The sequence below is a fragment of the uncultured Paracoccus sp. genome (assembly GCF_945915435.1).
Taxonomy (GTDB): domain Bacteria; phylum Pseudomonadota; class Alphaproteobacteria; order Rhodobacterales; family Rhodobacteraceae; genus Paracoccus.
In genome coordinates, this window is the sequence record NZ_CAMEFG010000001.1 from 146,280 (window position 1) to 169,755 (window position 23,476).

29 protein-coding genes are annotated in these 23,476 nt (G+C 66.1%); 10 read left to right on the forward strand and 19 right to left on the reverse strand.

Translation table 11 applies throughout. From position 1 onward, the window contains the following. Positions 1-5 precede the first annotated feature (5 nt). Complete coding sequence (locus Q0O97_RS00750) at positions 6-1,076, reverse strand: extracellular solute-binding protein (protein WP_294923349.1); 1,071 nt, start codon at positions 1,074-1,076, stop codon at positions 6-8. Positions 1,077-1,215: 139 nt separating this feature from the next. On the opposite strand from Q0O97_RS00750, the gene Q0O97_RS00755 reads away from it, so the two are divergent. Further along, positions 1,216-2,112 (forward strand): LysR substrate-binding domain-containing protein, encoded by an 897-nt coding sequence (locus Q0O97_RS00755; protein WP_294923351.1) that lies wholly within the window; start codon positions 1,216-1,218, stop codon positions 2,110-2,112. Positions 2,113-2,165: 53 nt separating this feature from the next. On the opposite strand, the gene Q0O97_RS00760 is transcribed toward Q0O97_RS00755, so the two are convergent. Then, the gene (locus Q0O97_RS00760; protein WP_294923353.1) at positions 2,166-2,888 is read right to left on the reverse strand and encodes an isochorismatase family protein; all 723 of its coding nucleotides are present in this window, start codon (positions 2,886-2,888) and stop codon (positions 2,166-2,168) included. Positions 2,889-3,036: 148 nt separating this feature from the next. On the opposite strand from Q0O97_RS00760, the gene Q0O97_RS00765 reads away from it, so the two are divergent. Further along, on the forward strand, positions 3,037-3,930 hold the full coding sequence (locus tag Q0O97_RS00765) for a LysR family transcriptional regulator (protein WP_294923355.1): 894 nt from the start codon (positions 3,037-3,039) through the stop codon (positions 3,928-3,930). Positions 3,931-3,961: 31 nt separating this feature from the next. On the opposite strand, the gene sulP is transcribed toward Q0O97_RS00765, so the two are convergent. From sulP to Q0O97_RS00795, 6 genes are all read right to left on the reverse strand, one after another. Continuing rightward, on the reverse strand, positions 3,962-5,677 hold the full coding sequence (sulP, locus tag Q0O97_RS00770) for a sulfate permease (protein ID WP_294923358.1): 1,716 nt from the start codon (positions 5,675-5,677) through the stop codon (positions 3,962-3,964). Then, the gene (locus Q0O97_RS00775; protein WP_294923361.1) at positions 5,674-6,096 is read right to left on the reverse strand and encodes a DUF6691 family protein; all 423 of its coding nucleotides are present in this window, start codon (positions 6,094-6,096) and stop codon (positions 5,674-5,676) included. Before Q0O97_RS00775 ends, sulP begins: the two co-directional genes overlap by 4 nt. Before the next feature lie 3 nt (positions 6,097-6,099). Beyond that, entirely contained in the window at positions 6,100-6,522 is a 423-nt protein-coding gene (locus tag Q0O97_RS00780) for a YeeE/YedE family protein (protein ID WP_294923364.1), read from the reverse strand. A 3-nt stretch (positions 6,523-6,525) separates the two neighbouring features. Further along, entirely contained in the window at positions 6,526-6,855 is a 330-nt protein-coding gene (locus Q0O97_RS00785; protein WP_294923367.1) for a metalloregulator ArsR/SmtB family transcription factor, read from the reverse strand. Positions 6,856-6,858: 3 nt separating this feature from the next. Next, positions 6,859-7,740 carry an MBL fold metallo-hydrolase gene (locus tag Q0O97_RS00790; protein WP_294923369.1) on the reverse strand — a complete coding sequence of 294 codons (882 nt, stop codon included), beginning with the start codon at positions 7,738-7,740 and terminating at the stop codon, positions 6,859-6,861. An 84-nt stretch (positions 7,741-7,824) separates the two neighbouring features. After that, entirely contained in the window at positions 7,825-8,868 is a 1,044-nt protein-coding gene (locus Q0O97_RS00795; RefSeq protein WP_294923373.1) for an AI-2E family transporter, read from the reverse strand. Between the two features lie 175 nt (positions 8,869-9,043). On the opposite strand from Q0O97_RS00795, the gene Q0O97_RS00800 reads away from it, so the two are divergent. Together Q0O97_RS00800 and Q0O97_RS00805 are read left to right on the forward strand one after the other, a co-directional pair. After that, on the forward strand, positions 9,044-9,790 hold the full coding sequence (locus tag Q0O97_RS00800; protein WP_294923450.1) for an SDR family oxidoreductase: 747 nt from the start codon (positions 9,044-9,046) through the stop codon (positions 9,788-9,790). Between the two features lie 122 nt (positions 9,791-9,912). Next, positions 9,913-10,446, forward strand: a complete 534-nt coding sequence (locus Q0O97_RS00805; RefSeq protein WP_294923375.1) for a CAP domain-containing protein — start codon at positions 9,913-9,915, stop codon at positions 10,444-10,446. A 248-nt stretch (positions 10,447-10,694) separates the two neighbouring features. On the opposite strand, the gene Q0O97_RS00810 is transcribed toward Q0O97_RS00805, so the two are convergent. Beyond that, positions 10,695-11,369 (reverse strand): hypothetical protein, encoded by a 675-nt coding sequence (locus Q0O97_RS00810; protein WP_294923378.1) that lies wholly within the window; start codon positions 11,367-11,369, stop codon positions 10,695-10,697. A gap of 140 nt (positions 11,370-11,509) precedes the next feature. Between Q0O97_RS00810 and Q0O97_RS00815 the strand changes: the two genes are divergently transcribed. Beyond that, positions 11,510-12,007: a ferritin-like domain-containing protein gene (locus Q0O97_RS00815; RefSeq protein ID WP_294923381.1), complete on the forward strand. Its 498-nt coding sequence runs from the start codon at positions 11,510-11,512 to the stop codon at positions 12,005-12,007. Positions 12,008-12,040: 33 nt separating this feature from the next. Here Q0O97_RS00815 and Q0O97_RS00820 read toward each other — a convergent pair whose 3' ends face one another. Both Q0O97_RS00820 and Q0O97_RS00825 read right to left on the reverse strand, forming a co-directional pair. Continuing rightward, positions 12,041-12,514 carry a sigma-70 family RNA polymerase sigma factor gene (locus Q0O97_RS00820; RefSeq protein ID WP_294923383.1) on the reverse strand — a complete coding sequence of 158 codons (474 nt, stop codon included), beginning with the start codon at positions 12,512-12,514 and terminating at the stop codon, positions 12,041-12,043. Between the two features lie 117 nt (positions 12,515-12,631). Further along, complete coding sequence (locus Q0O97_RS00825) at positions 12,632-12,796, reverse strand: hypothetical protein (protein WP_294923386.1); 165 nt, start codon at positions 12,794-12,796, stop codon at positions 12,632-12,634. Between the two features lie 263 nt (positions 12,797-13,059). Here Q0O97_RS00825 and Q0O97_RS00830 point away from each other — a divergent pair, with 263 nt between their 5' ends. Continuing rightward, a complete protein-coding gene (locus Q0O97_RS00830; protein WP_294923389.1) occupies positions 13,060-14,190 on the forward strand; it encodes a hypothetical protein in 1,131 nt (376 codons plus the stop codon). Between the two features lie 57 nt (positions 14,191-14,247). Next, positions 14,248-14,556, forward strand: a complete 309-nt coding sequence (locus tag Q0O97_RS00835) for a hypothetical protein (RefSeq protein ID WP_294923393.1) — start codon at positions 14,248-14,250, stop codon at positions 14,554-14,556. A 5-nt stretch (positions 14,557-14,561) separates the two neighbouring features. Here the strand turns inward: Q0O97_RS00835 and Q0O97_RS00840 are convergent, their stop codons facing one another. Both Q0O97_RS00840 and Q0O97_RS00845 read right to left on the reverse strand, forming a co-directional pair. Then, a complete protein-coding gene (locus tag Q0O97_RS00840; protein WP_294923396.1) occupies positions 14,562-15,254 on the reverse strand; it encodes a hypothetical protein in 693 nt (230 codons plus the stop codon). Continuing rightward, positions 15,251-15,454, reverse strand: coding sequence for a hypothetical protein (locus Q0O97_RS00845; RefSeq protein ID WP_294923398.1), 204 nt, complete (start codon positions 15,452-15,454; stop codon positions 15,251-15,253). Before Q0O97_RS00845 ends, Q0O97_RS00840 begins: the two co-directional genes overlap by 4 nt. A 145-nt stretch (positions 15,455-15,599) precedes the next feature. Here Q0O97_RS00845 and Q0O97_RS00850 point away from each other — a divergent pair, with 145 nt between their 5' ends. Together Q0O97_RS00850 and Q0O97_RS00855 are read left to right on the forward strand one after the other, a co-directional pair. Further along, positions 15,600-15,746 (forward strand): hypothetical protein, encoded by a 147-nt coding sequence (locus tag Q0O97_RS00850; protein WP_294923401.1) that lies wholly within the window; start codon positions 15,600-15,602, stop codon positions 15,744-15,746. A 176-nt stretch (positions 15,747-15,922) separates the two neighbouring features. Beyond that, entirely contained in the window at positions 15,923-17,026 is a 1,104-nt protein-coding gene (locus Q0O97_RS00855; protein ID WP_294923403.1) for a PAS domain-containing sensor histidine kinase, read from the forward strand. 82 nt (positions 17,027-17,108) lie between these two features. Here Q0O97_RS00855 and Q0O97_RS00860 read toward each other — a convergent pair whose 3' ends face one another. From Q0O97_RS00860 to Q0O97_RS00875, 4 genes are all read right to left on the reverse strand, one after another. Further along, on the reverse strand, positions 17,109-17,543 hold the full coding sequence (locus Q0O97_RS00860; RefSeq protein ID WP_294923406.1) for an SWFGD domain-containing protein: 435 nt from the start codon (positions 17,541-17,543) through the stop codon (positions 17,109-17,111). 155 nt (positions 17,544-17,698) lie between these two features. Then, the gene (locus tag Q0O97_RS00865) at positions 17,699-18,076 is read right to left on the reverse strand and encodes a hypothetical protein (protein ID WP_294923409.1); all 378 of its coding nucleotides are present in this window, start codon (positions 18,074-18,076) and stop codon (positions 17,699-17,701) included. Positions 18,077-18,085: 9 nt separating this feature from the next. Further along, complete coding sequence (locus Q0O97_RS00870; RefSeq protein WP_294923411.1) at positions 18,086-18,913, reverse strand: TIGR02587 family membrane protein; 828 nt, start codon at positions 18,911-18,913, stop codon at positions 18,086-18,088. 18 nt (positions 18,914-18,931) lie between these two features. Then, a complete protein-coding gene (locus Q0O97_RS00875; RefSeq protein ID WP_294923414.1) occupies positions 18,932-21,214 on the reverse strand; it encodes an FdhF/YdeP family oxidoreductase in 2,283 nt (760 codons plus the stop codon). Between the two features lie 75 nt (positions 21,215-21,289). Here Q0O97_RS00875 and Q0O97_RS00880 point away from each other — a divergent pair, with 75 nt between their 5' ends. Further along, the gene (locus tag Q0O97_RS00880; RefSeq protein WP_294923417.1) at positions 21,290-21,553 is read left to right on the forward strand and encodes a hypothetical protein; all 264 of its coding nucleotides are present in this window, start codon (positions 21,290-21,292) and stop codon (positions 21,551-21,553) included. On the opposite strand, the gene Q0O97_RS00885 is transcribed toward Q0O97_RS00880, so the two are convergent. Continuing rightward, complete coding sequence (locus Q0O97_RS00885) at positions 21,550-22,173, reverse strand: cysteine hydrolase (protein WP_294923420.1); 624 nt, start codon at positions 22,171-22,173, stop codon at positions 21,550-21,552. The two genes, Q0O97_RS00880 and Q0O97_RS00885, sit on opposite strands and share 4 nt — an antisense overlap. 212 nt (positions 22,174-22,385) lie before the next feature. Then, on the reverse strand, positions 22,386-23,303 hold the full coding sequence (locus Q0O97_RS00890) for a LysR family transcriptional regulator (protein WP_294923422.1): 918 nt from the start codon (positions 23,301-23,303) through the stop codon (positions 22,386-22,388). Between the last annotated feature and the right edge of the window lie 173 nt (positions 23,304-23,476).

Consider the following 23,476-nt stretch of genomic DNA (forward strand, 5'->3'; position numbering starts at 1 on the left):
AGCAATCAGATGGCGAAGGACTTGTTCCACCATTCAAGCCATGCCGCCGAATTCCGGGCGACATAGGCATAGTCCAGAAAACGCATCTTCGCGCGTTCATCGGCTGTGAAGTCGATCAGCCCGCGCAATTCGTCCGTCAGCGTGGCCTTGGTGTTGGCGGGCGCATAGAAGCTGGCTTCGGCCAGCCCCGCCATCGCGGTCGGATCCAGCATCGCATCCAGATAGTCGTAGCCCGCATCCTTGTTCTGGCCGTAGGTGGTCAGGCAGGCCCCGAAGGTCACGGCGATCGCGCCTTCCTCGGGGAACTGCATTCCCAACGACTGCCCGTCATGCGCCCATTGCAGCCCGCGCGCCTTGTAGTTGACGGCAATGTCCACCTCGCCATTCGCCAGCCCGGCCTGAAGCTGCTGATGCGCGGCGTAAAGACGAGGCCGGCTTTCGGCGGCCAGCCTTTCCAGCAGGGGCTTGCCGTCGTCGGCATCCGTCATGCCGCCCTTGGCGACCACACCGGCCATCAGCATGTAGTTGAAATAAAGCTGGTTTGTCAGCCCGATGCGGCCCGCCCATTTCGGGTCCCACAGTTCGGCATAGGACTTCGGCGGCTCGGCCACCTTGTCCTTGTTGTAGATGATGACGACCCCGCTATACAGCCAGGGGACGAAATAGGGCGTGCGCAATTCCTCGACGACATCGGCATAATTCGGAATGCGCGACAGATCCAGATCATCAACGACCTCTTGCTGGCGCATCTCGAAGGCATCCGAACTGTTGAGATGGATCACATCGGCCGAGGCGCGGCGAATCCGCTTTTCACCCAGCAGCTTCGCCTTGCGTTCGGGTTCCATCGCAAGGTCGCGGGTGATGCGGAACCCCCGATCTTCCAGCAAGGGCCTTTCGACATAGCGCATCGTGCGCTCATTCCAGTCGCCGCCCCAGTTGGACACGACAACCGCCTGATCCTGGGCATGGGCACGAGCAGGCAAAAACGCGGGAACCGCTGCTCCGGCCAGCAGAGCCTGCATCATACGGCGGCGGGACAGGACGGTTTGCGTCTTGTATTCATTTGGCATTTTCATAGCTCCCTGAAGCATGGCGATGATGACCCGGTGCGTCTTTCCGGCACCTTGGGGTTAGACGATGAAGCAGAAAACTTCGTTTGTAAAATATCAATCAGTGCTTTATAAATTCCTTACAGTTATGAATATTGGTGCGGGAATGGGCTTTGATCTTCGGCATCTGCGCGCTTTCGCGACACTGGGCGAAGAGCTGCACTATGGTCGCGCGGCCGACCGTCTGGGCGTCGCTCAACCCGCACTGAGCAAGACGATGCAGCAACTGGAAGCGGCTGTCGGCACGGCGCTTCTGATCCGCACCACCCGGCGGGTCGAACTGACGGCGGCGGGCGAGGTGCTGCTGACCGAAGCCGAAAAGATCATCGGGCAGATCGACCATGCCGTGGCCCGCACGCGCAATGCCGCGCGCGGCATCCGGGGAGAGTTGCGGGTGGCCTATACCGATTTCGCGATCAACGGGCTGCTGCCGGATTTCTTGCGCGTCTTCAATGCCGCCCACCCGGATATCCGGGTCGATCTGATATTCATGCCGACGGTGCATCAGCATGTCGCGATCCTGCAACAGACCATCGACATCGGCTTTCTCTATGGCGAATTCAGACACAAGGCGACCAGAAGCCTGACCTTCGACCGGAACGAATATGTCGCCCTCGTGCCTGCCGGTCATCCGCTGGCGGCCCGGCCATCCCTGACGCTGGCCCAGCTTCGGGATGAGAAATTCGTCTTCGGGACTGGCGACAGTTGGGTCATCTTCCGCAAGGAACTGTTCGCCGAGTGCCGCGCGCGCGGCTTCTTCCCCGATATCGCGCTTGAGGCAACCAACAGCGACGGTATCTTTGGCCTGGTCGCCGCAGGGGTCGGGATCACGGTCTATTCCAGTTGTGTCGGCAATCTGCCGCGCAACGGAATCGAAGTGCGTCCGCTGACCGACCTGCCGGTAAAGCTGCCGATCACCGCGGTCTGGGACCGCAGCAACCGCTCGGGGTTGCTGGACACCTTTCTGAGGTCGTTGCGCCGGTTCACCGACGGGCGCGCATAGCAAGGAACGGATTGCATGCAACCCGTTCCCGGACGCATATGCGGACAGCCGGTTCATTCCGCCGCGATCTGCCCGGCGGTCAGGCCGTCGATATAAGCGACACATTCATCGACCGATTTGACATCGCCGAATTTGGCATCGATGTCGAAAAGGTTCCAAGCCACGGCACCCGGCACCCGGTCACCGATGCATTCGCGCACCGCGATGGGACGGAAGCCGTCCGCGATACCGTCGCAAATCGTCTGGCGCACGCAGGCGCAGGCGGTTACCCCGGTCACGAGGATCGTATCCACCCCGTTCGCCCTCAGGATGCCCGCAAGCTCGGTGCCGTGGAAGGACGAGGCGCGCTTCTTCAGCAGCGTATACTCGCCCTTGACCGGCGCGATACGGCTGTCGATGGCCCACAACTTCTTGTCTGCCAGATCGACCACATCGACCGGGATCTTGTCATGCCACAGGCCCATATCGGTGAAGGCCGCCTTGCGGTCGGTGATCTCATATGCGGTGGTCACATGGACGACGGGCAGGTTACGGGCGCGGAAGGCGGTCAGAAGGCGCTGCATTCCGGGAATGATCTCATTATCCATCTTCTCCTGATCGCAGGTGAAGGGATTGCCGGGGCGGGTCCAGGCATTGGCCAGATCGACGCTGATCAGCGCAGGGCGCTTGCCAAAACCCACGCGACGCTGGAATCCGCGCTCTTGATACAATCTGGTCGAGGCGTCGAATGCGGCTTGCAGCATCCGGTCGAGTTCCTGGTTATCGATATTGCTCATTCGTCTTTCCTCTGGGTCCGGCCAAGGTTGGGGGCGGTATCCTGTCCCGCCATATTCCCGACAATGCCGCCGGGCAGACCAAAGCGGAATTGACAGTTCGGCAATTATCAATGCACGCTCGGCATCAATCACTGCCCCATGTGGTCCCATGCACCAGCTTCCCGATACCGCGCTTCTGCGTTCCTTCGTCACCGTCGCACAGGAACTCAACTTCCGCCGCGCCGCCGACCGGCTGGCGCTGGACCAGTCCGCGCTGAGCCGCCGCATCCAGAAACTGGAAACCGCGCTTGGCTACGCGCTGTTCGAGCGCACCACGCGCGAAGTCGCGCTAACCCCCGCCGGACAGGACTTCCATCGCAACATATCGCGGGTTCTGCTGGACTGCTCGCGTTCGATCGACGAGGCGCGGCGGGTCGCACAGGGCCAGGTCGGGCGGGTCCGCATTGGCTACATGGCCTTTGCCGCAACCGAACTGATGCCGAAAGCGGTTGCGCGGTTTCGCGACAGCTATCCCGGTATCGCACTCGAGTTGCGCTACATGCGCACCCAGATGCAGAAGATCGCCATCGTCAACGACGAGATCGACGTGGGCTTCATGATCGGCCCTTACGACAGCCGCGAATGCCACAGCGTGACGCTGGCCTCGGATCGGCTTTATGCAGTCATGTCGCGGCAGCACCACCTGCTGCGTCAGCCCGCAGTCGAACCGGCCGACCTTGCGAATGAGCCGCTGATCCTGGGCAATATGGCAGAGTGGGGCGAATACCGCTTCCGGCTGGAGGATCAGTTTGGCCAGCTTGGCATCTCGCTTGAACCGGCGCTGGAAGCCAGCAGCACGCTGGCGCTGATCGGGCTGGTTGCCGCCGGATTGGGAATCACGATCTATCCTGAAAGCCTGATCGGTTTTCTTGGACATAATGTCGAGGCACGGCCGATCCTTCACCCGGGCCTTCACAGTGTCAGCGTTCTTGTCTGGAAACGCAACAACCGCGCCCGCGCGCTGATGAACTTCATCGACATCGCCCGAAAGCACGCAACCTGAACAAGGTCCGGACGCAACCGCCCAGGACAAATCACGCCGGAAAGGGAGTCGGTTTCAAGGTCTGGAAAGCGTCGAACTGGCTGAGAAAGACCTGTCCCGTCAGCGTGTCCAGAAACTCGGTGCGGCGCAGGCGGTCCATGACCGGGCCCTTGACCTCGGACAGGTGGAAGGCGATGCCGGCCTCTTTCAGGCGGTGGTTGATCTCTTCCAGGCTTTCCAGCGCGCTGGCGTCGATGCTGTTGACCGCCGAGCACATCAGCACGACATGCTTGAGCGCGGGCCGTTCCGCGACCAGCGCCGAGATGCGGTTTTCCAGATGGCGGCTATTGGCGAAATACAGGCTTTCGTCGATGCGCAGCGACAGGATTTCGGGGTCGGTCAGGACATCGTGCCGCTCGACATTGCGGAAATGCTCGCAGCCCGGCACCTGCCCCACCACGGCCATATGCGGGCGGCTGGTGCGATGAAGATGCAGCGCCAGCGATAGCAGGACGCCGGCGACGACGCCCGGCTCGACCCCCCACAGCAAGGTGACGCAGATGGTCGCGCACATGGCGGCAAAGTCTGGCCGGGAATAGGCGTGGATGCGCCGGATCGCCCGGAAATCCACCAGCGACAGCACCGCCACGATGATGATCGCGGCCAGCGTCGCCTGCGGCAGGCTGGCAAACAGCGGCGTCAGGAACAGGGTCGCCAGGGCGATGCCGATGGCGGTGAAGATGCCCGCGGCAGGCGTCTCGGCCCCGGCGTCGTAATTGACCACCGAGCGCGCGAAGCCGCCAGTGACGGGATAGCCCGCCGACAGGCCCGCCGCGATATTGGCGGCGCCGAGGCCGATCAGTTCCTGATCCGGGTGGATGCGCTGGCGCCGCCGCGCGGCCAGCGTCTGCGCGACCGAGACCGATTCGACAAAGCCGATGATGCCGATCAGGAAGGCCGGGCCGGCAAGGGTCATGACCCGCTCGATGGTGATCGCGGGCAGGCCGATGGGGGGCAGGCCGGGGGGCACCTGGCCCACCAGCGCCAGCCCCCGCGCGCCAAGATCGAGGGTAATGGCCAGCCCGATGGTGACGGCGACGCTGAGGATCGGGGCGGCCTTGGTCAGCATGTCGGCGGGGCGCGGGGGCAGCCCGAACCCTATCAGGATGCCCCGCAGCCTCGTGCGCGCGAAATACAGAAACCCGATGGTGCCCGCGCCGATGGCCAGCGCGGCGGGCTGGACGGCGCTTGCATGGGCGGTCAGGCTGCGCAGTATCTGGGGCAGGGTATTGCCGCCGCCGGGCAGGCCCAGCACATGGCGCAACTGGCTGGCCGCGATCAGCAGCCCCGAGGCGGTGATGAAGCCCGAGATCACCGGATGGCTGAGGAAATTGGCCAGAAATCCCAGCCGGAACAGCCCCATCAGCACCAGCATCCCGCCCGAGATCAGCGCCAGAGCCGCGGCGGCGACCAGGTAATCCGCCGTTCCCTGCGCGGCGAACTCTCCGACCGCCGAGGCGGTCATCAGCGACACCACCGCGACCGGGCCGACGGCAAGGCTGCGGCTGGTGCCGAAGGCCGCATAGGCCAGCAGCGGCAGGATCGAGGCGTAAAGCCCGACCTCGGGCGGCAGGCCCGCCAGCATGGCATAGGCCAGCGATTGCGGGATCAGCATGATCGTGACGATGACCGCCGCCAGCAGGTCGCTGGTCAGGGTGCCGCGGTCATAGGCCCGTGCCCAGTCGAGAATGGGCAGGTGGCGGCTCATCGGTCGCCCTGGCCGTCAGCCAGCCGACGCGCCACCCACATGCCGGCAAGCATCGAGGGCACGAAGGCCAGCACGCCCGGCGCGCCCAGCCCGACCGTGGCCAGCGCCGGTCCGGGACAAAGCCCGCCCAGCCCCCAGCCGATGCCGAACAGCGCCGCGCCCAGGACCAGCCGCGCGTCGATATCCTTGCGTTGGGGCAACTGGAACGCATCGCTGAAAACCGGGGCGGGACGCCCCAGCACGAGGCGAAAGCCCAGGAAGGCAACGATCACCGCGCCGCCCATGACGAAAGCCAGCGAGGGATCCCATGTTCCAGCGATATCCAGAAAGTTCAGCACTTTGGCCGGATCGCTCATCCCCGAGACGACCAGCCCGGTCCCCAGCAGCAGCCCGATGGCGAGGTTGATCAGGAAGGTCATGGTTTACCCCCAGACATGGCGGACAAGAAAGACGGTGGCGATGCCCGCCGCCATGAAGACCGCCGTCGCCACCAGCGAGCGCCGCGACAGCCGCGCAATCCCGCAGACGCCATGCCCGGACGTGCAGCCATTGCCCCAGACCGAGCCGAAGCCGACCAGCAGCCCCGCCGCGACCATCAGGGCCAGGTTCGACGACACCGCCTGCCGCACCGGCGCGCCGGTTGCCAGCATCACGGCGAAGGGCGCCGCCGCAAGGCCCAGCACGAAGCCCAAAGGCCCGGCGATGCCGCCGCGCCAGGGCGGCAGCAGGCGGCTGGCGATGCCGCTGATCCCGGCGATGCGGCCCTGCATCAGCATCAGCAATACCGCCGCCAGCCCGATCAGCGCGCCGCCGATCAGCGACGCGATGGGCGTGAATTCCGTCATAGGTCAGCCCTCGTTACAACGTGGTGCGCAGAACAGCGCATGCATGGTGGCGATGAAGCGCGCGATGCGCGGGTCGGCCAGGCTGTAGAAGACCTGCTTGCCCTGCTTGCGCCCCGTGACCAGCCCGGCCTCGCGCAGTTCGGCAAGCTGCTGCGACAGGCCCGGCTGGCGGATGCCCAGCAGATCCTCCAACTCGCGGACCGAACGCTCGCCATCGACCAGGGCGCAGGCGATCAGCAGCCGGTCGGGATTGGACAGTTTCTTGAGAAAGGCCGAGGCTTCCTCGACATTGGCCTTCAGGTTGGCGGCCTCGCAGGAGAGTTTCTCGATCATGGCTTACTCCCACGGCGCGCCGGTCAGGGTGTCCAGCGGGATCTTCAGATAGCGGGTGCCGTTTCCCTCGGGCTCGGGCAGGCGGCCGCCGCGAATGTTGACCTGCAAGGCGTGCAGGATCAGCTTGGGCATGGGCAGGGTGCGGTCGCGCGCCTCGCGCAGGGCGGTGAATTCCGCCTCGGTCCGGCAGGTGGACAGGTGGATGTTCCGCGCCTTCTGCTGGCCCACGGTCGATTCCCACAGGGGTTCACGCCCGTCCGGCTGATAGTCGTGGCCGGTGAAAAGGCGCGTGGCGTCGGGCAGCGCCAGGATATCCTGGATCGAGGCCCAAAGCACCTTGGCGCTGCCGCCGGGAAAATCGGCGCGGGCGGTGCCGCTGTCGGGCATGAAGATCGTGTCGTGGACGAAAGCCGCATCGCCAATGACATAGGTGATCGAGGCCAGCGTATGACCCGGCGAGAACATCACGCTTGCGTCGAGATCGCCCACCTTGAACGTATCGCCATGCGCGAAAAGCCGGTCCCATTGTGACCCGTCCGCCGGGAAATCGGGCCAGTTGTAGAAACCTTTCCACAGCTTTTGCACCTCGACCACCTTTTCGCCGATGGCGGTGGGGGCGCCGGTCTTGCCCTTCAGGTAATGCGCGGCCGAGAAATGGTCGGCATGGGGATGCGTGTCCAGGATCCACGCCACCCGGTAGCCCTTCAATGCAACGAATTCCAGGATGCGGTCGGCATTCATCGTGCCGGTCTGGCCCGATTTCTCGTCGTAATCCAGCACCGGGTCGATGATCGCGCATTCCTTCGTCGCCGGATCGGCGGCCACATATTGCACCGACCATGTGCGCGGATCGAAAAAGCCGGTGACTTCGGGTTTCTGGGGCATCTGTCTCTCCAATCACGGGGGCGGTGCGTTCATGGATTAGATATTACGATTGCGAAAAAAAGCAATCATTAAATTGAAACAATTCTACCCTTCGTCCCGAAACAGGCTCCAGACCGCGATGAACAGCGCCGCGACAAGGGGACCGACGACGAAGCCGTTCATCCCGATCTGCGAAATCCCGCCAAGGGTCGAGACAAGCACGACGTAATCGGGCAGGCTGCTGCGCCTGCCCACCAGCGGCGGGCGCAGAAGGTTGTCGATGGTGCTGATGACCAGGACCCCCACCCCCATGATGACCGCCCCCTTCAGCCAGTCGCCGGTAATCAGGAAGTAGACGGCGAAAGGCAGCCAGACCAGAAAGGCCCCCACGGCGGGCAAGAGCGACAGCACGCCCATGATGACGCCGCATAAAAGCGCGGCCTCGACGCCCACCAGCCAGAAGGTCACGCCGCCGATGGTGCCCTGAATGGTCGCGATGATGACGTTGCCGGTGACGGTGGCCTTCACCACATCGACGAATTTCTGCATGATGTGCCGGGTGTGCGGCGCGCTCAGCGGGCTGGCGGCGCCGATGGATCCGACCAGCCCCTTGCCGTCGCGAAACAGGAAGAACAGCACATAGAGCATGACGCCAAGCCCGATCGAGAACTGCGCGGCCCCCTGCCCGATCACCATCGCGCGCGAGGCGATGAATTGCGCCGCCTGGCCGACGAAGGACATCAGCCGGTCCTGGATTTCCTGGAAACTGCCCAGGTTCATGGCGCTCAGCGCGTCCAGGACAAAGGACGGCATGGCGCTGCGGAACTGCTCCATGACGGTGGCCAGGTCCGGCTCTTGCGAACTGATGCTTTGATAGACGCCCGTCGCCTGCCGGGCCAGCGCGCCCAGGATCAAGGTGGCGGGAATGACGACGATGAAGATGCAGGCCAGCACGCTGAGCAAAGCGGCCAGGTTGCGCCGCCCGCCAAGCAAGCGTTCCAGCCGGTCGTGCAGCGGGCTGAACAGGATCGCGAAGATGACCGCCCAAAGCACGCCGCCGTAAAAGGGCAGCACGATCCAGATCAGCGCGATGGTCGCGATCACGACGGTCACGACAAGGCTGGTGCCCTGTATCGTCCGCTTTTTCATTCGCCGCATGCCCCCCTTTTACCGCCCTCGGTCCAGTTCTAGCAGATTGCGGCTGCGACCGGCAGATGCCGCGCGACCGCCCGGCAGGCCGCCCCGGTCACGCCCAAATCCGCTGGCGGCCCGCGGCATCCGCCATTAGGCTCGGCCCCGTGTTCATCGCAAGGAGGGGATGATGATCAGCCTTCAAGGTCAGGTCGTTCTTGTCACGGGCGCAAGCCGCGGCATCGGCGCCGCCACCGCGCGGATCTTTGCCCAGGCGGGCGCACTGGTGGGCGTGATGGCCCGCGACAAGGCGGCGGTTCGCGAACTTGCCGATGAAATCGGCGGCATCGCCCTTGCCGGGGACGTCGCCCGCTTCGCGGATATGGAACGCGCGGTCGCGGCGCTGCACGACCACGCGGGGCGGCTGGACGTGCTGGTGAACAACGCGGGCCTGATCGGACCCATCGCCGGGCTTGGCGCAGCCGATCCCGATGCATGGGGGCAAACGATCGACGTCAACCTCAAGGGCGTCTTTCACGGGATGCGCGCCGCGCTGCCGGTGATGCGGGCACAGGGCGGCGGAACGGTCCTGACCGTCGGGTCGGGCGCGGCCCATGCGCCGCTGGAAGGATGGAGCGCATATTGCGCAAGCAAGGCGGGCGCCCATATGCTGACCCGCGCGCTGGATCACGAGGCCCGCGCCGACGGCATCCGCGCGATCACCCTGTCGCCGGGAACCGTGGCGACGGACATGCAGGACAGGATCCGCAAAAGCGGGGTCAATCCCGTCAGCCGGTTGGACTGGTCCGCGCATATCCCGCCCGAATGGCCCGCGCGTGCCCTGCTGTGGCTGGCCGGGCCGGACGGGGACGGGTTCCTGGGGGATGAGGTCTCGCTAAGGGATCAGGCGATCCGCCGGCGCATCAGCCTTGTCGAGTGACGCCTTCGCCGGCCCTCCATCGGCCCTTTCATGCCGCCGATCCATGTCCGGGCAAGGTCCGGGGTTGAACTCATCGTTCCGTTCCTTAATCTTAAGGTTGTTTTCCAGCCGAACCGGACCCGATGATCCATCCAAAGACCTGCATCCTGCCCCTTCTTGCCTGCATGGCGATCTCGGCCTGCGCCCCAACGGGTTCCGGCACGTCGGGGTCGGGCCTTGACATCCAGGCCTCTGCCGCAGGCCCGGCAAGCTGTTCGCCCACCACGGCGGCCCAGGTCGCCGCAGGGGTCCGGGCAACCAATGCGCTGAGGGCAAGGTCGAACCTGCCGCCGGTCACCGCGCGGCGCGAACTCTCGGTCGCGGCGGCGCAGCACGCCTGCGACATGGCGGAACGCGGGCGCATGACCCACGCGGGCAGCCGCACCAGCGGCCCGGCACAGCGGGTGAAAGCGCAGGGCTATGCCCCCAGGGTGACGGCCGAGAACATCGCCGCAGGGCCTTTCGATATCGAAAGGGTCCTTGCCGAGTGGAACAATTCGCCCGGACACCAGGCCAATATCCTGATCTCTCCGGTCCGCCATTTCGGCATCGGCCATGCGATGGGGGCAGATGGCAAGACGCGCTACTGGGCTGCCGTCTACGCCGCACCCCGCTAGCGGACGAGCCGGTTCACGGAAAGAACGAAATCCTCTTCGTATTCCACGAATGCGCTGATGCAGCCCTGTGCGCAAGGATTCGGATCCGCCGCGCAGGCTGAAACAAAAAGGGAAAGAAAGAGCGCAAGGCGGAACATTTGCCGCTTCCTCGTTACACGGGACCTGATGACACAACACGGTCAGGCTAGGTTCGTGCGCGCGCTTTGGAAAGCTGTCTTTTTAGCAGGCCGGGGACCGGGCGCCGCCGCTCAGGGCGACTTGCGCGAGGGGGCCGGATCGCGGGCGGTCGGGTCGTGCCGGTTGGGATCGTCGGTCACCTCTTGCGCCGGGTCGATGCGTTGCTGGCGCTGGTCGAGAACGCCGGGCGCAGGATGGCGCAGCCTGTCCGTCGAACCCTCGGGTTCGGGCACAGGAACGGCAGGGTCGGCAGCGGTGGGCGCGGGAACGGCCTGCGGCACATTCCCCTCGCGGGCGGCGGCAAGGCCAAGCGCGATGCCCACGCCAAGCGCCAGCAGGCCGCAGAAAACCGCGACGGGCGGCAGAACCAGCTCCCACCCCGGCGTGAGGCGGGCGGGAAGCAGGCCGTAATCGACGACGCCCGCCAGCGCGGCGGTTCCCAGCCCCGCGGCCCAGGCAAGGCCCGCGCGATCCCGCCGCGACCGGCGCAGCAGCAAGACCGCGACCGCCGCCCAGAAAAAACCCGCGCCGACATGGATCGCCAGCCCGAGCCCGGTATGGGCAAGGTCCAGCGCATTCGTGTCCGCCGCAGCAGGGCCGTGTAACCCGTGCGAGGTCGCATTGAAAGGCAGCCAGGCCACCTGGCCGCGCGCCACCGACCAAAGCGCCAGCACGGCGCCCGACAGGACGGCGGCCAGCGCCCCGGCCAGCAGCCAGGCGCGCATCATCGGGACGGGACGGGGCATGGTGATTCTCCTGCATCTGCTGGGGCCGAAACCGCGCGAGCAGCGGCTTTGTTCCCGGTGCCGGGAACATTTCCCCGCCGCGCCGGTTCACAACCCCACGAAACCGCCCCTTGGGCCTTCGAGACAAAGAGGAGATACCGATGCCCCACAAGACACTCGACGATCTGTTCCACGACACCCTCAAGGACATCTATTATGCCGAGCGCCAGATTCTGAAGGCGCTGCGCAAGATGGCGCGCGGGGCGCAGTCGCAGCGCCTGCGCGACGCCTTTGAAAAGCACCACGAGGAAACGGAAACGCATGTCCAGCGCCTGCAACAGGTCTTTGAACTGATCGGCAAATCCGCGCGCGGCAAGACCTGCCCCGCCATCGACGGCATCATCGAAGAGGGCGAAGAGATCATGCAGTCCTTCAAGGGCGCCCCCGCGCTGGACGCCGGGCTGGTCGCCACCGCGCAGGCGGTCGAGCATTACGAGATCGCCCGCTACGGCACCCTGCGCGAATGGGCGGTCCAACTGGGGATGAAAGAGGCCGCGGAATTGCTCGACCAGACGCTGGACGAGGAATCGGCCACCGACGACCTGCTGACCGAGATCGCCGAGCAGGACACCAACCCGGCAGCCACTGCGGCCGCCTGACATGCGAAGGCCCCGGTCCGCCGGGGCCTTTCGCTATAGCGCCGGCTCCAGCGCCTTGCGCAGCATGCCGCGCGCGCGGTTCACCCGGCTCTTGATCGTGCCGATATCGCAATCGAGCAGGCGCGCCGCCTCGATATAGCTTTCGCCCAGGGCGCCGACCAGGATGATCGCCTCGCGGTAATGCGGCGGCATCTGGCGCAGGACGGCGTTCAGTTCCTGCGTGCGCATATACCATTCCTGTCCGGGCTTGACCTGCGGCAGGGTCGAGGCGCAGTCCCCCGCCCCCGTCCGCTCGCGCGCAGCCTTGTGGCAGTTGGTGAAGAAGCGGTTGCGCATGATGGTAAAAAGCCAGGCGCGCATATTGGTGCCTGGCTGATATCTATGGGCGTTTTCTATCGCACGCAGCAGCGTTTCCTGCACAAGGTCCTCGGCATCGGGGACGGTCTTGCAAAGCGCGCGGGCATAGGCTCGCAAGGCCGGAATGTGTTTCAGGACGTCATCCGACATGAATACCTTCTCACTTTCGAAGTGATACCGGCAACCCAATGCCGTGGCCGGGGGATGGTTCCGTAAAAAGGCGGCGGCAAGGGGACAGGCAGGCGGAAACCGGCTGAAGCGCGGACCTCAGTCCCGGTCGCGCCGCTGGCGGGCATCTTCCAGCGCAGCCTCCAGCCGCTTCGCCAGTTCGCGCAGGCGGGGCGAGACCGGCTCGTTCTCGGCCTGTTCGAGCAGGGCGGTCAGCGCCTTGTCCAGTTCGGGGTCGACTGCGGGGCCGTTGTCATTGGCCATGAGATACTCCAGTTCTTGCGATTACCGCCTGTTCTAGACGATAGAGGCCGGGGACGGACCCTCTGCCACGACAATATTTTGCGATTGTCGCAGGTCAAAGGCCAAAATCCGGGTCACATTCAAGCGATTTTCGCACCGTGGCAGCATTACGCCACGTCGCGCGGCATGCGCCCGTCCGCGAACCGCCAACCGCGCGGCATTTTTTTTCAGGAACATTTCCCCGGCACGCCGGTTCAGCAGGCCCACAACATGGAGGCGACCTCATGGCGCGTGACACAGAGCCATCCGGCAAAGGGACCGCGAACGAACGGCCCGACGAGAACGTGCAGGGCGAGAACGGGCAAGGCGGGGGTTTCGCGCAACTGGGCGCGCATCACAAGGCATTGCGCGCGCTTCTGGGCGAATGTGCCGGGATCGGCGACGCCGAAAAAGCGGGCGACCTGCCGGCGCGCCTGTCGCAGGCATGGGCCAGCCACGCCGATGCGCATGGCGCGCTATACGATGCGGCGGTCGAGGCCGGCTTGCAGGAATTCCCCCTGCTGAACGACATCGCCGTCGAGACGGACCTGGTTTCCTTCCTGCTGCACCGGGTGCCGCGGGATCTGGACGGGCCGCTGGAACTGGCCGGGCTGCGCGTCGCGTCCAGGCTGATCCAGAACATCATCGAACGCGAGGAGAAGCCGCGCGACGGGCTTCTTGCCAAGGCCAGGGCGGCCGGGGTGGATCCCGACGCCCTTGGCAGGCGCATCCGTGCCTGCACGAGTTCGCCCCCGGACCAGGGGGGCGAAAACCGGCCGCACATGCGGCATCTCACGGCAAATCAGGAGGACATGATGCCGAGACATTCAAGCATGCCTGAACGCGACGAATACGGACGTTTTGTCAGCGATGACGATCATCGCGGCGGGGGCGGGCGCTCGCGCCGCTACGACGACGACCGCGAACGCGACAGCCGCGGGCGCTTCACCAGCGACAGGGACGACGACCGTTATGGGTCGCGCGGGCGGTCCTCGGGCTATGATGACGACCGCCGCTATTCGTCGCGCCGCTACGACGACGACGATGACCGCGGGTATTCGCGCGGTCGCGGCCAGGGCGGCTGGTTCGGCGACCCGCGCGGCCATGCCGAGGCTGCCCGCCGGGGCTGGGATCACCGCCGCGACGATGACGATGACCGTTATTCCTCGCGCGGGCGTTCTTCGCGCCATGACGACGACCGCCGCTATTCGTCGCGCCGCTATGACGACGACGATGATCGCGGATATTCGCGCGACCGTGGCCAGGGCGGCTGGTTCGGCGACCCCGAGGGGCATTCCGAAGCCTCGCGCCGGGGTTGGGATCACCGCCGTGATGACGATGACGACGACCGCCGCTATTCGCGCGGGCGGCGCTGAGGAAAACGGCGAAGGGGGCCAGCGCGGCCCCCTTTTCCCCAGGCCGGAGAAAAGCCGATGACGGACAAGCACAGCGCCAACCCCCTGAAACTGCGCGACCGGATCGACCGGGGCGAGACCGCCGACAAGGTGGATTTCCCCGATCCCGCCGCAGCCCCCCTTGGCACCGACGACGAGGCGGCGGGCACCCCGATCACGCCCGCGCAACTGCATCAGGCGCGCGCCGAGGAAGAAACCCGCAACGACGACAGCCCCCCTGCCGCCCGCCCCGACAAGCGCGGCCCGCTTTACGACAAGCTGGCGATTTCGCTGATAGCGGTGGTTCTGGCGGTCATCGTCATCGCCGCCGTGGCAAGCTTCCTGTAATGCCTCTACATCAGGCGCGATGTCTTCTGCCGCCGCCAGATCCGTTCCAGCAGCATGACCAGCAGCGCGCCGACCTCGCTTTCCGCTTTCAGGTGCGGGACGAATTCGATGGCCTCTTCCATCGCCTGCGCGACCAGGTCGTCGGCAAGGGAATCGTTCTGCACCAGAAAGCGCGCCATCGCCCGAAGGCGCGGCACCATGTCCAGGACCTCCATCCCCGGCGAACACTCCAGCCCGGCCCGGCTCAGCGCGATATGCAGCAGGATGGCCGAGGCGAGTTCCTCGGGTCCGTGTTCGACATCGACGCAACTGCCTTCGGGATAATGGCGCAGGCAGCGTTCGGGGTTTTCGGTAAAGATGACGAAGGGGATGCCCGCCGCCTGCAACTGGTCCGCCACCGGCTCGGGGCGGCGCAGGTTCAACACGCCCGCGTCGATGACGAAAGAGCCGGTCACGACCGGCGGCGCGACTCTGATCCCGCGCCGCGACAGGGGCGGCAGCGCGACGGGTCCGGCGGCGGCGTCGATGCCGATAAGCCGGACGCTCGCGCCGCCTTCACGCAGATAGGCGGCGACGGGGCGGGTATCGGGATGGCCGTCCTCCCACAGCACCAGCGAAAACCCGTGCAGGCAGGCAGGCGCGTAGAAATAGGCCACCCCCGCCGGGCTGATGCCCGAGGGTTTTCCGGTGCGGGTCATTGGGTCTCGGCAGGCTCGTCGGGCGGGGCTATCTGATCGGCGGGACCGGGGGTTTCGCCGGGCATTTCCGGGTCGTCGGTTTCATACTGCAACCACCAGACGAAACCCGCGACGACGATCAGGACGATCGCGATCATCCCGTAGACCGGCCCGAAATGGCGGCGCTTCTGCTTGTCGGGATCGGTGCCGGGGGCGGACATGGCATCCTCACTTTCAAAAAAACGGATCTCTGCGAAATCAACCTGCCGGGCGTCAAGATGTTCCGCACGCCGCCGCTGTTTTTCGGGAACATCCTGGCGATCCGCCGGTTACAAGGCCGCGAAAACCGCATCCGAGGAGGAAAAGATGAATCAGCAGAACCAGAACAACCCGCAAGATCAACAAGGTCAGAAAGGCCAGCAGCGTCCCGGCGAAAACCCCGACCGCCAGAACCCGCAGCAGGGCCAGGACGACCAGCAGGACCAGCGCGGCAAGCCCAACGAACCGCGCTAGAGCATCCGGGTGCGGCGGCCCATCAAGGCCGCCGCATCCCTTATTTCTTTCCAGGACTTTACGGAACCGTTTCCGGTCGCATCATTCTATATTAATCTTTTGCGGCAGCCGTCGGCCCGTGTGGCGGCAGCGGGTTTGAACGGACGGGCATGAGCGATCACCGCAAAGGGGACGGGATGGCAGACCTGCATTTTCTGAACGGCGAAAGCAGGATGGCCAGGGCGATCCGCGCCTTCGACTGGTCCGCGCACGAGCTGGGACCGCCCCAGGGCTGGCCCCCGGCGCTGAGGATCGCGGTTGGCCTGGCGCTGGATTCCAAATTCCCCAAATGCGTGGTCTGGGGACCCAACCTGATCTCGCTGCCCAACGATGCCTTCCTGCCGATCCTTGGGGACAAGGAAGCGCTTGGCCGTTCCTTCGCGGATGTCTGGCGCGAAGTCTGGCACGAGATCGGTCCCATCGCCGCGCGCGCCTATGCCGGCGAGGCGACCTTCATCGAGGATTTCCCGCTGCTGATCGACCGCCACGGCTATCCCGAACGCTGCCATTTCACCTTCTGCTACAGCCCCTTGCGCGACGAAAACGGCATTGTCCGGGGGATGATGGATACGGTGGTCGAAACCACGTCCAAGGTCGAGAACCGCCGCCAGCTACGGCTGATAAACGGCGAGTTGGGCCACCGCATCAAGAACACGCTGACCGTGGTTTCCGCCATCGTCAACCAGACGCTGAACAGTCACGCCGGGGCCGAGGCCCACGACACCCTGCGCCGCCGGATCGGGGCGCTGGCGCAGGCGCAGACCCTGCTCAACGGCTCGGCCACGCTGGAGGCCCGAATCGGCAGCGTGATCGAAGCTGCGCTGACGCCTTTCCGCACCGGACAGCGGCGTTTCCACATCGACGGGCCGGAGGTGCGGCTTTCGGCCAACCAGGCGCTGATGCTGGCGCTGGCGATCAACGAGCTTGCGACCAATGCGCTGAAATACGGCGCGCTTTCGGTTCCGGGCGGCAGCATCGACCTGAGTTGGAGCGCGGGCCGTCCCGCCAGCGACGATCCCTTTCGCCTGGTCTGGTCCGAGACGGGCGCACCCCCTGCCCCGCCGGACCGCGGAAAGGGCTTCGGCTCGATCATCATCGAGGACGCGCTGGCGCAGGATTTCCAGGGCGAAAGCAGGCTGAGCTTCACCTCCACCGGCCTGCGCTGCGAACTGACCTGCCGCATGAAGCACCTGGGCGCCGCGCAGGAAACACCCGACGCTGATCGCCTCGAATCCGTCTGACCGCAAGCCGTCCCCGGCGCGGACCCGCCCCTGCCGGGCAGGTCCGCCAAGGCCGTGGGTGGGGTGCCGGCCTTGTTCGCGACTACCAGTCGTCGCGCCAGCGGCGGCGCGGGCCGCCCGGTCCGGCATCACGGCGTCCATAGCCACGGCGTCCCCGGCCGTCATCGTCGCGCATGTCGTCCATGTCGCGGCGGCGCTCGGCATCCTCGTCGCCGAACCACGAGGCCACCTCGTCCCCCGCGCGATCCATCCAGCCGCGTTCGCGGTCCACGATGCCGCGGTCGTAATGGCTGGCCCGGCCAAAGCCGCCCAGATAGCCCGGCTCTTCATAGGGGCGGTCGCGATAGGGGCGATCATCCCGGCGGGAATAATCCCCGTAGGGCGTGCCATAAGCCCCGCGCCCATAATCGCCATAGCGGCCCGCCCGGCCATAGCCGCGGTCCTCATCGCCGTAGCGCCCGCGATAATCGTCGCGGTCCCAACGGTCTCGGCCTTCATTCCTCCAGCGATCTGCCATGCAATCCTCCTGTATTCAGACAGGGCCACCTTCCGGCGGCCGGGCGCTGGTAACCGGAAGGGCGCGGGAATGTTCCAGACTATCTCGCAAGGCCCCGATCCGTTCCGCAGGCATGGCATTTCGGCAGGTCGCGGGGGTTGCGCGCGGCCTTGGCGCTAAGGCTCGGCGAAGCCGCCGATTTCAAGGCGCAGGTCGCCGGCCTGCAGCCCCGGCGGCACGCCGAATGCGCCGCGTCGGGTGGAATGGGGGGCGACATGGTCGAACTCAACCACGCGCGGCGGGCCGTCCCCTGCCCCGGCCAGCACGGTCACCGCCAAGGCCGCCCTGTCGCCCCCGTTCGCGACCTCGATGGTCGCGACGCGCGGCCCGATATCGACAAGCGAGACGGTCAGTTCAGGCGGGTGCGAGGACGAAAACAGCGCCTGCCAGCCCAGATAGGCCAGCAGCAGGACCACGCCGCAGCCCGACAGGATGCCAAAGACCCATTCCACGGCGGGGCGTTCTTGCGGCTTTGGGGTGCTGTCACGCTTCATGGTCATGCCTCACAGGATCAGGCGGGCGGCGGCGGCGCCGATCGCACAGGGAAAAGCCAGGACGATGGCGGCCATCAACGCGCTGTCGAAGGACAGCCCGTCGGTTTGCGCGAACAGCCACAGCAGGCAGAAGCTGACGCCCAGGGCGACCGCGAAGCCGGGCAATGTCATGCGGATGAAGGCGCACCACCAGGGCTCATCGTGCGAGATTTGGGACCCGCCCGCGAAACCGACCGAAAAGACGAAGCCATGCATGAGGGCCAGCGACAGGGCGACCAGCGCCAGCGCATGCCAATGCGTCATCTGGTGGGAAATCAGCATCACTTCCTCGGTGGGGGCCACGTTCAGGCCCAGAAACAGCGCACCGACCGCCATCAGGAACAACTCGCCCCACCAGGTTTCCTCCTTCGGCTCATCCTCGGCCTCGGCGCCGAACTGGCTCTTGGCCAGCAAGGCCCCGATAGAGGCGGGCACCATCTGGATCGCGACCTTGCCCAGCACCGCATCGGGCGCGCTGCCCGGACCGATCACCCCAAGCAGAGACAGCACCGCGACCGAGATGACCGCCGCGACCCCCAGCGCGATCAGCGCGTCGAACAGGTCGCTGCGCCAGTCGCCGGTGCGCTCGAACCCGATATGGCGCGACAGCGCGACCAGCAGCGGCAAGCACGCCAGCATCAGCAGCACCAGCCGTCCCCGGTCAAGGGAAAAGCCCAGCGCCCACAACTCCATCGTCATCAGCATCGGCAGCGAAAAGATCAGCGCACCGCCCGCCGCGCGACCGAAATCGCGCATCACGCGGCCAGGGGCATGGGGGGATCGTCGTGCTTGTGCCATATTGCGTTCCCTGCCGGATCAGTCGGGCGCGATCCTGACCGGCACGGATTTGGCCGCGGGGGTCTTGCTTTTCTCGTCGTGATGCCACAGCGGGATCAGCGCGTTGCATTCGGGGTAATAGGCGGCGATGGTGCCCGGCGGCAGATCGCGGTCGATAGCGCGAAAGCCGCCCATGCTGCGCGTCACCCCGTCCTGCGCGGCGGTCGTCAGCCGCACCGTGCCCCGGCTTGCGATGCCGTGGCGGATGCGGTCGTCGGGGTTTATCATGACGATCATCCGCGACCCGTGAATGCCGCGCAGCCGGTCGTCGTCGCCGTAGATCGTCGTGTTGAACTGGTCGTTCGAGCGCAGGGTGATCAGGCGCAATATCTCGCCACCCTCACCCGCGCCGTCGTCCGCCGACAGCGCGCGGGGGTTCAGGAAATTCGCCTTGCCGCTGTCGGTCTGCCACCGGCGTTCCCGCGCGGCGACGGGCCGGGCAAAGCCGCCGGGCACATCCAGCCTGCCATTGAAATCGCGGAAATCGTCGGGAAAGCTGGCCTCGATCGCGTCGCGGATCAGCGCGTAATCCGCCACCCAGTCGTCCCAGGGCACCGCCGGGTTGCCGGCCAGCGTGGCCTGCGCGATCCCCGCCACGATACGCGGTTCGGACAGCAGGTCCGGGCTGGCGGGGCGGAACTTGCCGCGCGAGGCGTGGATGCAGGTGGTCGAATCCTCCATCGTGACGATTTGCGGGCCGGTGGCCTGCTCGTCGATCTCGGACCGCACCAGCGTCGGCAGCAGGAAGGTGATGCGCGCGGGCACCAGATGGGTGCGGTTCAGCTTGGTCGCGATCTGCACCGACAGGTCCATCCCGGCCCATGCCTCTTCCATCAATTCGCGTTCCGGGACGGCCCGCAGGAAATTGCCGCCCAGTCCCAGAAAGGCCCGCACCTTGCCCGCGATCACGGCCTCGCAGACTTCAACGGTGTTCATCCCGTCCTCGCGCGGCGGCTGAAAGCCATATTGTTCGGCCAGCCGGTCCAGCGGCACCAGGTCCGTCTTTTCGGCGATGCCGACGGTGCGCTGGCCCTGGACGTTGGAATGGCCGCGCACCGGGCAGATGCCCGCGCCGGGCCGCCCGATATTGCCGCGCATCAGCAGCAGGTTGATCAGCATCTGCACGTTGTCGCTGCCCAGCCGGTGCTGGGTCAGCCCCATGCCATAGACCGCGATGACCGACCGCGCGCAGGCATAGGTGCGCGCCGCCGCCTCCAGCGAGGCGCGCGGCAATCCGCTGATGGCGGTGATCCCGGACCAGTCGGCGGCCCTGACATGCTGCTGGAAAGCGTCGAAGCCGTGGGTGTGCCGGGCGATGAAATCCGCATCCAGGATGCGCTCGCGCCCGGCGGCGCGGGCCTCGTCGTCCCATTCCAGCAGGGCCTTGGCCATGCCGGTCATGGCCGCGATATCGCCCGCAGCCGAGACCTGGTAATATTGCGTCGCGATCTGCGTGGGCCGGTTCGTCAGCATCTGGCCGGGATGCTGGGGGTTGACGAATTCCTCCCATCCGCGTTCGCGCAGGGGGTTGAAGACCACCACCGGCACGTCGCGCTGACGCAGCTTCTGCAACTCGTGCAGCAGGCGGGGTGAGTTCGTGCCGACATTCTGGCCGAAGGACAGCACGCAATCGGTCTGCGCGAAATCCTCCAGCAGAATGGTCCCGACCGGCGTGCCGATGCTTTCGGGCAGCGCGACCGAGGTGGTCTCGTGGCACATGTTCGAACTGTCGGGCAGGTTGTTGGTGCCGTAAAGTCGCGCCAGCAGTTGATACATATAGGACGTCTCCAGCGAGGCGCGCCCCGAGGCGTAGAACACCACGTCGTCGGGATCCTGCCCCTTCAGCGCCGCGCCGATTTCCGCGAAGGCGTCGGCCCAGGACAGCGGCAGATATTTGTCGCTGGCCGCGTCATAGCGCATCGGATGGGTCAGGCGGCCGTGGTTTTCCAGGTCGTGATCGGACCAGCCGCGCAATTCCGAGACCGTATGCGCGGCAAAGAATTCGGGCGGGCTGCGGCGCGAGGTCAGGTCCCAGAAGGTGGCCTTGGCGCCGTTCTCGCAGAACTCTCCCATATGCGGCTTGCCCGGTTTCGCCCATGCGCAACTGGTGCACATGTAGCCGCCGGTCTTGTTGTGGTCGCGAAACAGCGCCCCCGCGGCGCGAAAGGCCCCCTGCCGGGAAATATGCCTGCCCAGCGACTTGATCGAGCCCCAGCCGCCGGTCGGCTGACGATAGGGTTTGTCGCGCATGCGCTCTGTCATAACATCCTCCTTGAACAAGCCAACCGGCGGACACGAAGGATGTTCCCGCCGCACTGCATATGAAAGGGGATCGCGATGGAACAGCCGGACGGACATGCCCAGGTGTGCGAGGGCCGGTTGCTGGCGCAACGGCGGGTATTGGCGCGGCTGCTGGCGCTTCTTTCCGAAAGCGACTGGCAAGGGATGGCCGGCTGGCTGGCCGAGCGTCAGGTCCTGCATGACGGGCAGGAAGACCCCGGCGCAGTCCCCGCCGAAGGGATGGCGCAGGAACTGGCCATGAGCGCCGAGTTCCGCGAACTGGCCGAACTGGCCGCCCGCTACCGGCACGGGGACGGCTAGGCCCGCCACCGATCCAGCAGCTCGGCCAGCGGCGCGGTCTCGATCTGCTGGCCGAAGCGCGTGTCGTAGATGCGCATGGCCGCGTCATGGCCGGGATCGGCCGAGGAACAGACCGCATCCGCCACCAGGATCACGCGATAGCCCCGGTCGATGGCCCCCAGGACGGTGGCAAGGACGCAGACCTCGGTTTCGCCCCCCGTCACGATCAGGGTCGAGATGCCCGCCTTGCGCAGGAACCCGTCCAGCCCGCCGTCGTGCCAGGGCGAATAGAGCGGCTTGTCAAAGACCCGCGCGGGCGGGACATGGCGCGCGAGCGGCGGCGCAAGTTCCAGCCATTCGGCAGGCAGCCGGTCGCGCAGCATCTGCGGCCAGGCGGCGTAATAGCGCGCCCAGGACCCGAAGGCCGCATCCCCGTCGGCGGGTGGGATGAAGCGGGTGAAGATCGTGCGCGCGGCATGGGCGGCTGCCAGTTCCGCGACGGCGGGCAGGACCTTTTCCATCCACGGCACCGCCCAGGGCGATCCCGGCCCGAACAACCGCTGCATGTCGACGCAAAGATGCACCGCCTCGGCGCCGGGCGAACCGAACCTGATCCCGGTCGTGGGTGCGGTTGCTGTCATCCCTGCCTTCCCCCCGCATTGCTGTCCGGCGGCTTTCCCGCAAGGGAAAACCACCCGCAAGAACGATTGTTCCCGCCCGCCCGGCGCGGATCAACTGCGGGGACGTTGCCGATCACGAATCGCCCAAGTCCGGGGTGGCGCGCGAAATCATGCGTCGTGCCGTGCCCTTCGCCCAGGACCTGGATGGATGGCCGCATCTCGATCTGCGGCCATCATTTCCCCAAGGGATCGGCCCAGATACGGTCGATGACCTCAAGGGCAAGGGCAATCCGGGGGTCCCCGGCGCTCTTCTTTCTGGCCACGAAGGACAGGGGCGTCTCGACCCCCGCCTCATCGGCGATGGACAGGCCGTGGACCTGCCGTTCATGCAGCGCCACGGATTCGCGCGACAGGCACAGCCCGACCCCCGCCCGCACCAGTTCCAGCATCGAGCTTTCCTGATCCGCCAGCGTGACGACATTCTGCGCGACGCCAAGCGGGCCGAAGACCCGCGCGAGCAGCCGGTGATGCACCGACTCGGGTGGTGTTCCGATCCACGGCAGCCGTGCCAGCGCGGGCCAATCGCGGCCACGCAGCCGCGCCTCCCACCCCGAGGGCGCAAGGACGCGATAGCGAAAGCGGGTCAGTTCCCGCAGGACGGCATCGGTCCGGGACAGCGCGGGGAAATCCTCGACCGGGCCAAGGAAATAGCCCACGTCAAGCTGGTCCTGCGCAAGGCGTTGCAGGACCTGCCCGCTCATCCCCTGCGACAGGTCGGGCCGCAGTTCCGGGGCCTGTTCCAGCAGCCCTTGCAGGAAATCCCCCAGCCGGATGAAGGCGGGGTCGATCACGGTGCCGATCCGCAACGTGCCGCGCAGCGTATGGGTCAACCGCCGGGCGGTCTGGCCGAAATCGTCCAGCGCGGCAAGTGCCCGCTGCGCCCTGGCCAGCAGGGCCTGCCCGTCCGGTGTCAGTTCCAGCCCGCGCGCGGTGCGGGTGAACAGGTCCAGCCCGGTCTCTTGCGCCAGCCGCCGCAGTTGCAGGCTGACGGCGGGCTGGGTCAGGCACAGGATGTCAGCGGCGCGCGAGACATTGCCCTCGCGCGCGACGGTGACGAAGGCGGACAGGGTCCGGGGGTCGGGTCTTGGCATCATTAGGGGAATTTATAATGCCCGTCGGGATTAGTCATTGGATTTCTGACCGGGCCTTGCGCTACCTGCCTCGCAGCAAACCAGCGGGGAGGGGCGCATGTCCGTGGATACATTCGACTATATCGTGATCGGCGCAGGTTCGGCAGGCTGCCTGCTGGCCAACCGGCTGAGCG